The organism is Mesorhizobium sp. M1B.F.Ca.ET.045.04.1.1, assembly GCF_003952465.1.
GTDB lineage: Bacteria > Pseudomonadota > Alphaproteobacteria > Rhizobiales > Rhizobiaceae > Mesorhizobium > Mesorhizobium shonense.
In genome coordinates, this window is record NZ_CP034448.1 from 2,370,014 (window position 1) to 2,382,505 (window position 12,492).

A 12,492-nucleotide genomic window follows, 5' to 3' on the forward strand; every position below is an offset into this window, starting at 1 on the left:
ATGACGCGCAAGACCCACACCATGCTTTTCGGATTGGGCCTACTGGGCGTCACGGTGCTGTTCACGCTCTTGGTGGTCAGGGAGATTTTGGTTCGAATGGTCGGGTACGAGGCCAACGGAGTCGATCCCGTCATGTTGGCCATGTTTGCAATTGTCGGGGTACCTACTGCCTTCTGCGTGTGGGCGTTTGCCATACCGAAAATGCTCGAAAGAACTTTCTCCGGACCTCGAACACAGGCGGATGTCGATCGAGCCAAAGCGATTTTGCGTCCGATAGGATTGCTTGTTGAAGACCGCCCTTCCGAAGGAAATGTCGTGACCAACCGTGGCAGGCATGACGGCTCTGCGCGTGGCGGTTCGACCGAATCAAAGAAAGTCGATTGATGCTTCTCATCCGCTGTCCCTATTGCGAGGAAGAGCGCCCGGAACTCGAGTTCCGCAATGCCGGCGAGGCGCATATCGCGCGCCCGACCAACATTGCCGCCGAGAGTGAAGACGATTTCGAGAAATTCTTCTTCATCCGCTCGAACCCGAAAGGCGTCATCTATGAGCGCTGGCGGCACATCCACGGCTGCGCGCGCTTCTTCAACGCCGTGCGCGACACCGTCACCGACAAGTTCGTCATGACCTACAAGGCCGGCGAGCCGAAGCCCGCGAAGTTGCCTGGAGCCTCGAAATGAACGCCGCCTTCCGCATCTCCGGCGCCGGGCGCCTGAAGCAGGCCAAGACCGCCTCCTTCAGCTTCGACGGCAAGTCGTATATCGGCATCGAGGGCGACACGCTCGCCTCGGCGCTGCTTGCCAATGGCGTGCATCTGGTCGGCCGTTCCTTCAAATACCACCGGCCGCGCGGCTTCCTGTCGGCCGGCGCGGAAGAGCCGAACGCGCTGGTTCAGGTCGTTCGCGACGACGCGCGCAAGACGCCGAATGTGCGGGCGACCGTGCAGGAGCTCTATGACGGCCTCACTGCCCATTCGCAGAACCGTTGGCCCTCGCTCGCCTTCGACGTCGGCGCGGTCAACGACATGGCCTCGCCGCTGTTCTCGGCCGGTTTCTACTACAAGACGTTCATGTGGCCGAAGTCGGCCTGGAAGAGCCTCTACGAGCCGAAGATCCGCGCCGCGGCCGGGCTTGGCGTTTCTCCGGACCGGCCGGACCCCGACCATTATGCCGCGCGCTACGCGCATTGCGAGGTGCTGGTGCTGGGCGGCGGTGCTGCCGGCATTGCCTCAGCCCTTGCCGCTGCCGAAACCGGTGTCAGGGTGATCCTCGCCGACGAGCAGGCCGAATTCGGCGGCAGCCTGCGCTTCGAAAGCGGCGCAAAAATCGACGGCGAGAACGGCTTTGCCTGGGCTCAAAGTGCGATCGCCAAGCTCAAGGCGATGGACAATGTCCGCGTGCTGCCGCGCACGACCGCTTTTGGGTATTACGCGCAGAATTTTGTCGGCCTGGTCGAGCGGGTCAGCGACCATCTCAAGGCTCCTGGCCGGGAGCTGGCGCGCGAGCGCCTGTGGCAGGTCCGCGCCAAGCGCGTGGTGCTCGCGACCGGCGCCATCGAGCGGCATATGGTGTTCGCCAACAACGACCGTCCGGGCGTCATGCTGGCGTCGGCCGCGCGCACCTATCTCAACCACTATGGCGTCGCGGTCGGCAGGAATGTCGGCGTCTACACGGCGAACGACTCGGCTTACGCGGCGGCGATCGACCTGAAGAAGGCCGGCGTCAATGTCGCGGCAATAGTCGACCTGCGCGACAACCCGTCCGGACCGGTGATCGACGAGGCGAGAGGGCTCGGCATCGAGATCAATTTCGGCCGCGCCGTGGTCCGGGCCGGCGGCAAGCTGCGCGTCTCGTCGATGACCGTGCAGCCGAAGACCGGCGGCGGCGAGCGCACGATTCCCGTCGATGCCATCCTGATGTCGGCGGGGTGGACGCCGTCGGTGCATCTCTTCTCGCAGTCGCGCGGCAAGGTCGCCTTCAACGAGGAGACGCGGCGCTTCGTGCCGGGAACCTATGCGCAGGACTGCGTGTCGGTCGGCGCCTGCAACGGCACGGACGGGCTCTCCGCAACCATCGACGAGGCCTACGCGGCTGGCGCCAAGGCGGCGAAGGACGCCGGCGGCAAGGATTCCAGCGTCAAGACGGGCAAGAGCGCCAAGCCGAAGGTCGATGCCAGCGAGAGCTGGTCGCGCGGCATGCTGGGCGCCGCGCCCGGCGCCGGAGCAGGCACCACCGTCAAGGCGTTCGTCGATTTCCAGAACGACGTCACCGCCAAGGACATCCGCCAGGCGGTGCATGAGGGCATGCACTCGATCGAGCATGTCAAGCGCTTCACCACCAACGGCATGGCGACCGACCAGGGCAAGACGTCGAACATGCACGGTCTGGCGATCGCGGCCGAGACGCTCGGCAAGCCGATCCCGCAGGTCGGCCTCACCACCTTCCGCGCGCCCTATACGCCGGTCACCTTCGGCTCGATCGTCGGACACGCGCGGGGTCCGCTTTTCGACCCGACGCGCCGCACGGCGACCCATGGCTGGGCGGCCGCCAAAGGCGCCGTGTTCGAGGATGTCGGCCAGTGGAAGCGCGCCTGGTATTTCCCCAAAACCGGCGAGGACATGCATGCCGCCGTCAATCGCGAATGCGTGACGGTGCGCAAGACGGCCGGCCTGTTCGACGCCTCGACGCTCGGCAAGATCGAGGTGGTCGGGCCGGACGCGGCGAAGTTCATGGAGCTGCTCTACACCAACCCGTGGGAGAAGCTGGAGCCCGGCCGCTGCCGCTACGGCATCATGCTGCGCGAGGACGGCTTCATCTATGACGACGGCGTCGTCGGCAGGCTGGCGCCGGACCGCTTCCATGTGACGACCACTACCGGCGGCGCGCCGCGCGTCATGCATCACATGGAGGACTACCTCCAGACCGAGTTCCCTCACCTCAACGTGTGGCTGACCTCGATCACCGAACAATGGGCGGTGATCGCGGTGCAGGGGCCGAAGTCGCGGGACATCATCGCGCCGCTGGTCGAAGGCATCGACATGTCGGACGAGGCGCTGCCGCATATGTCGGTGCGTGAGGGCAAGATCTGCGGCGTGCCGACCAGGCTGTTCCGTATGTCCTTCACCGGCGAGCGCGGATTCGAAGTCAATGTGCCGGCCGATTATGGCGAGGCGGTCTGGGAAGCGCTGTGGGCCGAAGGCCAGAAGCATGGCGCGACCGCCTACGGCACCGAAACCATGCACGTGCTGCGCGCCGAGAAGGGCTACATCATCGTCGGCCAGGACACCGACGGCACGGTGACGCCGAACGACGCCGGGCTCGACTGGGCGGTCGGCAAGAAGAAGACCGACTTCGTCGGCATCCGCGGCATGGCGCGTGCAGACCTCGTCGCCAAGGGCCGCAAGCAGCTCGTCGGCCTGAAGACCAAGGACCCGAAGGTCGTGCTGGAAGAGGGGGCGCAGATCGTCGACGATCCGAAGCAGGCGATCCCGATGAAGATGATCGGCCACGTCACCTCCAGCTACTGGTCGGAGAATTGCGGGCGCTCGATCGCGCTGGCGCTGGTCGCCGGCGGCCGCGACCGCATGGGTCAGACGCTCTACGTGCCGATGCCGAACGGCACGATCGAGGTAGAGGTCACCGGCATGGTGTTCGTCGACGAGAAGGGAGAACGCCTCAATGGCTAAGGCTGCCGCCAAGACAAAAGCCGCCGCGGCTTCCGGCTCCGTCGAGCGGCGTCCGGCGCTTGCCGGCCGCGCGCTGTCGGCGCCGGGCGTCAAGGTCGAGATCCTGCCTCCGGCCGAACGCATCTCGCTTCGCGCGCCGCAGGCTTCCATCGCCGCGCTCTCCAAGGCGCTCGGCGTGACGCTGCCGGCGAAACCGAAAACCTCGGCCGCGAAGGGCGGGCGCACCGCTCTGTGGCTCGGGCCGGACGAGTGGCTGATCATCGACGAGGCCGGCAAGGATCCGCTGGCCGATTGCGCCAAGGTGTCGGCGCTGCATTCGGCGGTCGGCATCTCGCATCGCAATGTCGCGATCTCGGTCGCCGGGCCAGCCGCTGCCGTGACGGTCAATTCGGGCTGCCCGCAGGACCTGTCGCTCGAGGCATTCCCGGTCGGGGCGGCTTCGCGCACCATCCTCGGCAAGTCCGAGATCGTGCTGTTGCGCACCGCGGCGGATGCATTCCGGGTGGAGTGCTGGCGTTCCTTCTCGGACTATGTCTTTACTTTGCTGTCGGAAGCGGCAAGCGACGCGGCGAACTGATTTTCCTGAACGCCGTTAACCGGAGGCGGCGTCGCAGGAACCATCGCCGATCCGTCCCCGTTGTTTGCGACTAGCGAGGGAGAAGGCCGATGCTATCCAAATCAGCGCCGAAGTCGCCCAAGAAGACCGCGGCGGTCCGTTCACTGGAGCGGGAGCAGCATCACGACATCGAGGATGAGGAACTTGAGGAAGGCCTCGAGGACACATTCCCGGCCAGCGATCCTGTTTCGATCACCAGCACTTCGATTACGGGCGCGCCTGCGAAGCCGGCCAAAGCCAAGACAGTATCGCGACAGAAACAGCGCAAGAGATAAAACGTTCGCTTCGAGAGCGCCGGTATAAACGAAAACGGGCGGCCAAGTGCCGCCCGTTTTCGTTGCCAGTTTTGCGGGTTTAGAGGCCGGGCACGAACCACGGGTTCACGTCCATGCCGAGCCGCGGACCCCTGGTGGTCTGGGTCTTGCTGGCGTCAGCCTTTTCGACCGAACCGGTCGCCGTGCAGTCGAGCATCACATTGGTATGGGTCTGAGCGCAGGCCGCGGGAGCGTGCTTGGCCGGCTGGCTCGCGCCGGCGAAAGCGGCACCCGAGAAGGCCAGCACGGCAGCGAGAGCGAGGATTGTCTTTTTCATCTTCCGTCTCCAGTAACCTGTTCGTACATGTACGATACGGCGTATATGTACGGTTAACGAAAGCTGAATTCAAGAGAGAATTTGTACGTGTACGACAAATTTTCTTGAACGTAGGAATTCGCCGCCGCGAATCAAACGATCGGCGCAGCGGAAAAACGGCGGGACAACCGGTCAGCAGTTGACGGGTGTTTCGGTGAGCGGGGGAATGTCCTGCGCCGACAGGGAGGCCAGCATGAAGTCGCACATCCGCTTCACATAGGCCTGAGGGTCGCCGAAGGGATAGAAGGGAAAGGTGATCAGCAGCGAGATCGTGCCGTGGCCGACCGTCCACAGCATGGTGGCGATGGCGCGGGGGTCGCCCTTGAGCTTGCCGGCGGCGACGCATGCCTCGACCCTTTTGATCAGCACCTTCATCGCCGGGTTGCCCTCTTCCATCTCCTCGTAACTGCGGCCTTCCGGCAGCTTGGTCTTCTCGGTCATGAACACGGTGCGATATTCATTGGGGTTGCCGAGGCCGAAGGCGGCATATTCGGTCATTACCGCCCGCAGCGCCTCGATCGGGTCATCGGCGGGATGCCCCTCGATGCGCCGGGCAAGCGTCTCGAAGGCATCCTCGGCCAGCGCGAACAGGATGTCCTGCTTGTCGGCGAAATAGGAATAGACCGACATCGGCGCGTAGCCGACCCGCTTGGCCAGCTTGCGGATGGTAAGCCCTTCGTAGCCCTCTTCCTGGACGAGCTTGTGGGCCGCGTCGACCAACTCGGAACGAAGTTCGGCTTTTTGTTTTTCGCGGCGTTTCTGAACGCTCAGCGCCAATGTCCGCCTGCCTTTGTGGTTGGTTGCCTTACAAAATTATATACGCTGTACGGCAACGGACAAGAGCGCAGGCCGGTTCCGTAACGTCCGCTCAAATGGCGCCAATACCGCCGTCGAGCGCCAGCGAATGTCCGGTCATGAAGGAGTTGGCAGGATCGGCGAGATAAAGGATGCCGTTTACGATCTCAGCGACCTCGCCGACCCGCTTCATCGGCACACCGCGGGTCAACTCCGCCAGCGCTTCCGCCTCCGGCGCGCCGGTGGAACGCACGAAGCCGTCGACCATCGCCGTCCTGGTATGGGCGGGACAGACGGCGTTGATGCGTATCCCCTTGCTGGCATATTCGACCGCCGCAGAACGAGTAAGGCCCATCACGCCATGCTTGGCAGCAGCGTAGACCGACAGCTTCGGCGCGCCGGAGAGACCCGCGACCGAGGCGACATTGACGATGGCGCCGCCCTTGCCGCTTTCCCTGAACTGGCGCTCCATCTGCGGGATCTGGTGCTTCATGGCGTAGAAGACGCCGAGCAGATCGACCTCGAGCACCCGGCGCGCTTCCTGCGATGTCACCTGCGGCAACCGCACGAAGGCGTGCACGATCCCGGCATTGTTGACGGCAATGTCCAGCCGGCCGAATTTTTGCAACGCCAGCTTCACCAGATCCTCCGAGAGCTTTTCGTCGGCAATGTTGCCGGCAAGAAGCGCGGTCTCGGCGCCTAGAGCGGTTCAAGATTTGACGGAATCGGAAAGGATTCCCGATTTGTCGGATTTGTGATTCAAGATGCTGGCTGGAATGGAGGCCAGCATCTGATGACGCGACCTCTTTCGAATGATCTTCGCGAACGGGTTGTGGCGGCGGTTTTGCGTGGTGAGAGCCGCCGGTCGGCGGCCAAACGGTTTGGCATTTCGGTTTCGGCGGCGGTGAAGTTGTTGCAGCGCCATCGGGCGACTGGTTCGGTTGCTCCAGGCAAGATGGGCGGACATCGCAAGAGGGTGTTGGAGCCGCACCGTGCCTTCATCGCGGCCCGTCTACGTGAGACGCCGCATCTGACGCTGCACGGTCTGAAGGATGAGTTGGCCGCTCGCGGGGTCAAGGTTTCGCATAACGCAGTGTGGCAATTCCTGCGCCGCGAGGGGCTGAGCTTCAAAAAAAACGTTGTTCGCTCTTGAGCAGGCACGCGCCGATATTGCCCGAAGGCGCCAGCGATGGCGATCCTGGCAGGCCGGCCTCGATCCGCAGTGCCTGGTTTTCATCGATGAGACCTGGATCAAGACCAACATGGCTCCGCTGCGTGGCTGGGGGCCGAAGGGCAAGCGGCTGCGCGGCTTGGCTCCGCACGGCCACTGGCGCACGCTGACTTTCCTGGGCGCGCTGCGCTGGGATCGGCTCGCGGCACCTTGTGTCTTCGACGGACCGATCAACGGCCAATGCTTCCGCGCTTATGTCGAGCAACAGCTCATCACTGTCCTTAAGCCCGGCGATATCGTCATCATGGACAATCTGGGAAGTCATAAGTCGGCCGCCATCAGGCAGATGATCAAGGCCGCCGGTGCCAGGCTTTGGTACCTGCCGCCCTACTCGCCGGACCTTAATCCGATCGAGCAGGCCTTCGCCAAAATCAAACACTGGATGCGCCAAGCTCAGAAACGTACCGTCGAGGACACCTGGCGTCACATCGGTCACCTCGTCGAAACCATCGAGCCAGCCGAATGCAAGAACTACTTCGCAAACGCAGGCTATGCTTCCGTCAAATCGTGAAAGACCCTAGCGTCGCCGCGAAATCGCCGAGTGCCGCTTCGTCGAGATCGGAAAGGACCAGCCGCGCGCCCTCAGTGGCGAAGGCTTTGGCCGCGCCGCTGCCGAGCCCGCCGGTCGCACCGGTTATCAGCACCGTGGCTCCTTCGAAACGGCCCATCGCTCAACGCTCCGTTGTCAAAATCTTGCTGTCGATCAGCTCCACCGCGAGCGCGGCAAGCAGCTTCACTGCCTTGCCATAGGTCCTGGCCTTCTCCGGATTGGAGGCGTTGCCGTCGAGCGCGCGACGATAGACACCCTGGCAGATCGCCGCCAGCCGGAAGAAGGAGAAGGCGAGGAAGAACGTCCAATTGCCGATGCCCTCGATCCCACGCCGGCGGCAATAGGCGGCGACATAGGCTTCCTCGGAGGGCAGGCCGAGCATGGCGCGGTCGAGGCCGCCGAGACCGCGAAAGCCGGAAGCATGCGGCAGCCGCCACTGCATGCACTGATAGGCAAGGTCGGCAAAGGGATGGCCGAGCGTCGACAGCTCCCAGTCGAGCACGGCGATCACTCGCGGCTCGTGCTTGGCGAAGATCATGTTGTCCAGCCGGTAGTCGCCATGCACCAGAGAGACCCGGCCGTCATCGGCCGGCATATGCGTCTCCAACCAGGCAATCAGCCGATCCATGGCGGCGATCTTTTCCGTTTCGGAGGCGCGATACTGGCTGGTCCAGCGGGCGAACTGGCGCTCGAAATAGCTGCCGGGCTTGCCGAAATCGCTTAAGCCCACGGCCTCGACATCGACGTCGTGCAATGCGGCAAGCGTCGCATTCATGGCGTCGTAGACAGCAGTGCGCTCGTCATTGCTGGATTTGTTGGGGCCGGCTGCGTCCGGCAATGACGGATCCCAGAAGATGCGGCCGTCGAGGAACTCCATGACGTAGAACATGCGGCCGATCGGGGAATCCTCGCCGGACAGATGCAGCATGCGCGGCACCGGCACGGCGGTCGCGCCAAGCGCCTGCATGACCCGGAATTCGCGATCGACCTGGTGCGCGGATTTCAGCAATTGTCCCGGCGGCTTGGCGCGCAGCACGTAGCGGCCGCTGGCGGCGGTGAGCAGATAGGTCGGGTTCGATTGCCCGGATTTGAATTTCTCGATCGCGGAAAGGCCGGCAAAACCCGGGATATGCGCTTCGAGGTAGGGCGCAAGCGCTGCCCGATCTAGCGCGTTGGCACCGTCGCTCATGCGGTCTCTGGCTGGCGCTCGATCAGCGTCAGGGTCAGCCAGCGCGCGGTGAGCGCCGGCTTCTTCGATCCCTCGATCTCGATGGTCACGTCGTGCGCCGTCTGCACCCAGCCGGACGGCCGCACCTTGACGTCGGCCAGCACGAAGTGGGTGCGGATGCGCGAGCCCGTCTTGACCGGCGCCAGGAAACGCAGCGTGTCGAAGCCGTGATTGACGCCCATCTTGGTGTTTTCGATCGGCGGCATGGTCTCGAAAGTCATCGCCGACAAAAGCGACAGCGACAGAAAACCATGCGCGATGGTGCCGCCGAACGGCGTTTCGCGCGCGGCACGCTCGGGATCGCAATGGATGAACTGGTGGTCGTCGGTGGCGTCGGCGAACTGGTCGATCATGCGCTGCGTGACCGTTCGCCAGGGCGACACGCCGACTTCCTTGCCGACGCTGGCCAGAAGCGTATCGAGACTGATCGGTTCCACCCTGATGTCCTCCGCACCCCGCCCGGACCGCGATTCCTTGAGCCGGACGCCTTATTCCTTGAACAATGTCATCCCGTGCTGCACCGACTGGCCGCCGTCGATCGGCAGGATGGCGCCGGTGACATAGCTTCCGGCACGGCTGCACAAATAGAGCGTTGCGCCGGCAATGTCATCCGGTCCCCCGATACGGCCCAGCGGAACGTGGTTACCGACATGTTTCGCCTGCTCCTCGGTGGCGGTGGCAAACGCCGTCATCCGGCTTTGGAAGGGGCCGGGCGCAAAGGCGTTGACGGTGATGCGGCGCCCCGCGAACTCGATCGCCAGCGTGCGCGTAAGGTGATGCACGGCGGCTTTCGACGCCGTGTATGAATAGGCATCGTCGGCCAGCGGCTGGGTCCCCATCACCGAGCCCAGATTGATCACGCGGGCAGGATCCTCGTCGCTTGCGGCGGCATCGAGCAGCGGCAAAAGTTCCCGCGTCAGGTGGAAGACGGCGGTGACGTTGACGCCGAAGACCTTCGCCCAGGCGTGGTAGGGGAATTCCTCCAGCGGCGCGCCCCAGGAAATGCCGGCATTGTTGACCAGGACATGCAGCCGGTCCGTCCGCACCTTAACCTCGGCGACCAGAGCTGCGATACCTGTTTCACTGGACACGTCGCCGGCAAAGCCCTCGGCCCGGCCGTCGCCTCCCTGCGCATTGAGCTCGCTGGCGACCCGGACGCAGTCCTCGCCCTTGCGCGAGGCGATCATCACGGTGGCACCGGCCCGCACCAGCGCGGTCGCGACCATGCGGCCGATGCCGGTTGCGGCACCGGTCACCAGCGCGGTCTTGCCGGCGACCGAGAACAGCTTGTCGAGATAGCTCATCCTAATTCCTCCCACGTGCCTCGTCCCGGCCGGAACCGAAGGACTCGCGTTGACAAGGCTAGCCGAAGTACGGTCATCCTTGCCACGGGTAAAGATGCATCTGCGAAAGGGCCTGAACCGATGGTGGACATGAATCTCGGCATGACCGAGCGGCTGAAGCCGATCCATCAGCGCGTGGCCGCGATGGTGCGCGACGAGATCGCGCCGCTCGGCGAGGAGTTTCTGGCCGAGGTCGGCAGGAACGGCGACCGCTGGGCCTACACGGCGAGGCAGACCGAGATCCTGGAAGGGCTGAAGCAGACGGCGCGCAAGCGCGGCCTGTGGAATTTCTGGCTGACCGATTCCAAGCGCGGCTACGGCCTGTCGACGGTCGAATACGCCTATCTGGCGGAGGAGATGGGCAAGGCGCATCTCGGCGCCGAGACCTTCAACTGCTCGGCGCCCGACACCGGCAACATGGAAGTGCTGGAGCGCTACGGGTCAGAAGAGCATAAGCAGGAATGGCTGGAGCCGCTGCTCGAAGGCAAAATCCGCTCGGCCTATCTGATGACCGAACCGGACGTCGCCTCATCGGACGCCACCAACATCTCGATGCGCTGCGATCGGAGCGGCGAGGATTATGTGCTGAACGGCGAGAAATGGTGGGCATCGGGCGCCGGCGATCCGCGCTGCGCCATCTATATCGCCATGGTCAGGACCGGGCCTGACGACGAGCCGCAGCATCGCCGGCATTCGATGATCCTGGTACCGGCGGACAGCAAGGGCATCACCAAGCTGCGACCGATGCAGGTCTATGGCGACGACGACGCGCCGCACGGCCATATGCATCTGAGGTTCGAGGACGTGCGGGTGCCGGCGGCGAACCTGATCCTCGGCGAGGGCAGGGGGTTCGAGATCGCGCAGGGGCGACTGGGGCCCGGCCGCATCCATCACTGCATGCGCGCCATCGGCCAGGCCGAGATGGCGCTGGAGATGCTGTGCCAGCGCTCGGTGCGGCGCGAGGCTTTCGGCCAGTCGCTGGCCAAGCTCGGCGCCAATTTCGACATCATCGCCGAGTGCCGGATGGAGATCGAGATGGCCAGGCTGCTCTGCCTCAAGGCGGCGTGGATGATCGACCAGGGCGATGCGCGCGCCGCGGCGCCCTGGATCAGCCAGATCAAGGTCGTGGCACCCCGCGTCGCGCTCAAGGTCACCGACGAGGCGGTGCAGATGTTCGGCGCGCAAGGCATCAGCCAGGACATGCCGCTCGCCCGCTCCTGGACACATCTCAGAACCCTGCGGCTTGCCGACGGGCCGGACGCAGTGCATCGGCGGCAGGTGGCGCGCAGCGAGCTCAGGAAATACACGCAGGAGAAGGTGTGATCGCCATGGCGCTTCCGTCGGAAATGAAGGCCTTGCTGCTTGTCGGCGACGGCTACACCAAAACGCCTTCGGCCGGCGCGCTGGAGGCGGTGGAGCCTTATCTTCGGCCGGGCAGCATCGCCGTGCCGGCGCCGGGACCGACGCAGGCGCTGATCAAGGTCGGCCTCGCCTCGATCAACCCGTCCGACATCGCCTTCGTCAAGGGGCAGTACGGCCAGCCGCGCGTGAAGGGCCAGCCGGCAGGCTTCGAAGGCGTTGGCATCGTCGTCGCGACCGGCGATGACCCCTATGCAAAGAGCCTGGAAGGAAAGCGCGTCGCCTTTGCCACCGGCGTGTCGAACTGGGGTTCCTGGGCCGACTATGCGGTGGCGGAGGCCGCGTCCTGCATTCCGCTGCTCGACACGGTGCGCGACGAGGACGCCGCGGCGATGATCGTCAATCCGCTGACCGCGCTCGCCATGTTCGGCATCGTCAAGCAGGAAGGCGACAAGGCCTTCATCATGACCGCCGGCGCCAGCCAGCTCTGCAAACTGATCGTTGGACTGGCGAAGGAGGACGGTTTCCGCCCGATCGTCACCGTGCGCCGCGACGAGCAGATTCCTTTGCTGAAGGAGCTCGGTGCCGCCCATGTGCTCAACGAGAAGGCAGCGGATTTCGAGGCCAAGCTGCGCGAGGCGATCAAGGCCGAGCAACCGCGCATCTTCCTCGACGCGGTAACCGGCCCGTTGGCCTCGGCCATCTTCAATGCCATGCCGAAGCGCTCGCGCTGGATCGTCTATGGCCGGCTCGATGCCGAGCCGACGGTGATCCGCGAGCCCGGCCAGCTGATCTTCCAGCACAAGCGCATCGAGGGTTTCTGGCTGGCCGAATGGATGCGGCAGTTCCGCGACCGGCTCGGCCCGGCGGTGCTGGAGGCGCAAAAGCGCTTTTCCGACGGGCGCTGGTCGACCGACGTGACGGCGGTGGTGCCGCTGGTAGAGGCGATGGCGCGGCTGCCGGCCGAGTTGGCCAAGCCGAACGGCAAGGTGTTTATCAAGCCGTAAGCGCGGACTTTCCTTCTCCCCGTTCTACGGGGAGAAGGCGCCCGAAGG

Annotated in this window: 15 protein-coding genes; 8 read left to right on the forward strand and 7 right to left on the reverse strand. The window is 64.5% G+C overall.

From position 1 onward, the window contains the following. The 5 genes from EJ071_RS11655 (at position 1) to EJ071_RS11675 (ending at position 4,576) form a co-directional block, all read left to right on the forward strand. Positions 1-384: a hypothetical protein gene (locus EJ071_RS11655; RefSeq protein WP_126097991.1), complete on the forward strand. Its 384-nt coding sequence runs from the start codon at positions 1-3 to the stop codon at positions 382-384. After that, a complete protein-coding gene (locus tag EJ071_RS11660) occupies positions 384-680 on the forward strand; it encodes a sarcosine oxidase subunit delta (RefSeq protein ID WP_067002607.1) in 297 nt (98 codons plus the stop codon). The genes EJ071_RS11655 and EJ071_RS11660 overlap by 1 nt, the downstream gene beginning before the upstream one ends. Then, positions 677-3,685, forward strand: a complete 3,009-nt coding sequence (locus EJ071_RS11665; protein WP_126097992.1) for a sarcosine oxidase subunit alpha — start codon at positions 677-679, stop codon at positions 3,683-3,685. Before EJ071_RS11660 ends, EJ071_RS11665 begins: the two co-directional genes overlap by 4 nt. Next, entirely contained in the window at positions 3,678-4,262 is a 585-nt protein-coding gene (locus EJ071_RS11670; protein WP_126097993.1) for a sarcosine oxidase subunit gamma, read from the forward strand. The genes EJ071_RS11665 and EJ071_RS11670 overlap by 8 nt, the downstream gene beginning before the upstream one ends. An 89-nt stretch (positions 4,263-4,351) precedes the next feature. Continuing rightward, positions 4,352-4,576 carry a hypothetical protein gene (locus EJ071_RS11675; protein WP_126092088.1) on the forward strand — a complete coding sequence of 75 codons (225 nt, stop codon included), beginning with the start codon at positions 4,352-4,354 and terminating at the stop codon, positions 4,574-4,576. Between the two features lie 79 nt (positions 4,577-4,655). Here EJ071_RS11675 and EJ071_RS11680 read toward each other — a convergent pair whose 3' ends face one another. The 3 genes from EJ071_RS11680 to EJ071_RS11690 all read right to left on the reverse strand — a co-directional run bounded on the left by EJ071_RS11680 (position 4,656) and on the right by EJ071_RS11690 (position 6,396). Continuing rightward, on the reverse strand, positions 4,656-4,892 hold the full coding sequence (locus EJ071_RS11680) for a DUF680 domain-containing protein (protein WP_126097994.1): 237 nt from the start codon (positions 4,890-4,892) through the stop codon (positions 4,656-4,658). Positions 4,893-5,063: 171 nt separating this feature from the next. Next, the gene (locus EJ071_RS11685; protein ID WP_126097995.1) at positions 5,064-5,708 is read right to left on the reverse strand and encodes a TetR/AcrR family transcriptional regulator; all 645 of its coding nucleotides are present in this window, start codon (positions 5,706-5,708) and stop codon (positions 5,064-5,066) included. Between the two features lie 91 nt (positions 5,709-5,799). Further along, the gene (locus tag EJ071_RS11690) at positions 5,800-6,396 is read right to left on the reverse strand and encodes an SDR family oxidoreductase (protein ID WP_126097996.1); all 597 of its coding nucleotides are present in this window, start codon (positions 6,394-6,396) and stop codon (positions 5,800-5,802) included. 123 nt (positions 6,397-6,519) lie between these two features. Here EJ071_RS11690 and EJ071_RS11695 point away from each other — a divergent pair. Then, positions 6,520-7,468 (forward strand): IS630 family transposase gene (locus EJ071_RS11695; protein ID WP_126097997.1). Its coding sequence is split into 2 segments (ribosomal slippage): positions 6,520-6,855 and positions 6,857-7,468, totalling 948 coding nucleotides; the frame shifts between segments, so codons are not numbered across the junction. Here the strand turns inward: EJ071_RS11695 and EJ071_RS11700 are convergent. Genes EJ071_RS11700 through EJ071_RS11715 form a run of 4 tightly spaced genes read right to left on the reverse strand, consistent with a single transcriptional unit; the run spans position 7,458 to position 10,039 of the window. Then, complete coding sequence (locus tag EJ071_RS11700) at positions 7,458-7,625, reverse strand: SDR family NAD(P)-dependent oxidoreductase (RefSeq protein WP_126097998.1); 168 nt, start codon at positions 7,623-7,625, stop codon at positions 7,458-7,460. The two genes, EJ071_RS11695 and EJ071_RS11700, sit on opposite strands and share 11 nt — an antisense overlap. 3 nt (positions 7,626-7,628) lie before the next feature. Then, positions 7,629-8,696 carry a phosphotransferase gene (locus EJ071_RS11705; protein ID WP_126097999.1) on the reverse strand — a complete coding sequence of 356 codons (1,068 nt, stop codon included), beginning with the start codon at positions 8,694-8,696 and terminating at the stop codon, positions 7,629-7,631. Beyond that, complete coding sequence (locus EJ071_RS11710) at positions 8,693-9,172, reverse strand: MaoC family dehydratase (RefSeq protein WP_059184497.1); 480 nt, start codon at positions 9,170-9,172, stop codon at positions 8,693-8,695. Before EJ071_RS11710 ends, EJ071_RS11705 begins: the two co-directional genes overlap by 4 nt. 51 nt (positions 9,173-9,223) lie before the next feature. Beyond that, entirely contained in the window at positions 9,224-10,039 is an 816-nt protein-coding gene (locus tag EJ071_RS11715; RefSeq protein ID WP_126098000.1) for an SDR family oxidoreductase, read from the reverse strand. Positions 10,040-10,159: 120 nt separating this feature from the next. On the opposite strand from EJ071_RS11715, the gene EJ071_RS11720 reads away from it, so the two are divergent. Then, entirely contained in the window at positions 10,160-11,401 is a 1,242-nt protein-coding gene (locus EJ071_RS11720) for an acyl-CoA dehydrogenase family protein (RefSeq protein WP_126098001.1), read from the forward strand. A gap of 5 nt (positions 11,402-11,406) precedes the next feature. Further along, positions 11,407-12,444, forward strand: a complete 1,038-nt coding sequence (locus EJ071_RS11725; RefSeq protein WP_126098002.1) for a zinc-binding dehydrogenase — start codon at positions 11,407-11,409, stop codon at positions 12,442-12,444. The last annotated feature ends 48 nt before the right edge of the window (positions 12,445-12,492 follow it).

What these genes read in the sequence shown, in the direction of transcription:
- EJ071_RS11655 (WP_126097991.1), top strand. Translation starts at nt 1, where the DNA reads ATGACGCGCAAGACCCACACCATGCTTTTCGGATTGGGCCTACTGGGC.
- EJ071_RS11660 (WP_067002607.1), top strand. Translation starts at nt 384, where the DNA reads ATGCTTCTCATCCGCTGTCCCTATTGCGAGGAAGAGCGCCCGGAACTC.
- EJ071_RS11665 (WP_126097992.1), top strand. Translation starts at nt 677, where the DNA reads ATGAACGCCGCCTTCCGCATCTCCGGCGCCGGGCGCCTGAAGCAGGCC.
- EJ071_RS11670 (WP_126097993.1), top strand. Translation starts at nt 3,678, where the DNA reads ATGGCTAAGGCTGCCGCCAAGACAAAAGCCGCCGCGGCTTCCGGCTCC.
- EJ071_RS11675 (WP_126092088.1), top strand. Translation starts at nt 4,352, where the DNA reads ATGCTATCCAAATCAGCGCCGAAGTCGCCCAAGAAGACCGCGGCGGTC.
- EJ071_RS11680 (WP_126097994.1), bottom strand. Translation starts at nt 4,892, where the DNA reads ATGAAAAAGACAATCCTCGCTCTCGCTGCCGTGCTGGCCTTCTCGGGT.
- EJ071_RS11700 (WP_126097998.1), bottom strand. Translation starts at nt 7,625, where the DNA reads ATGGGCCGTTTCGAAGGAGCCACGGTGCTGATAACCGGTGCGACCGGC.
- EJ071_RS11705 (WP_126097999.1), bottom strand. Translation starts at nt 8,696, where the DNA reads ATGAGCGACGGTGCCAACGCGCTAGATCGGGCAGCGCTTGCGCCCTAC.
- EJ071_RS11715 (WP_126098000.1), bottom strand. Translation starts at nt 10,039, where the DNA reads ATGAGCTATCTCGACAAGCTGTTCTCGGTCGCCGGCAAGACCGCGCTG.
- EJ071_RS11720 (WP_126098001.1), top strand. Translation starts at nt 10,160, where the DNA reads ATGGTGGACATGAATCTCGGCATGACCGAGCGGCTGAAGCCGATCCAT.
- EJ071_RS11725 (WP_126098002.1), top strand. Translation starts at nt 11,407, where the DNA reads ATGGCGCTTCCGTCGGAAATGAAGGCCTTGCTGCTTGTCGGCGACGGC.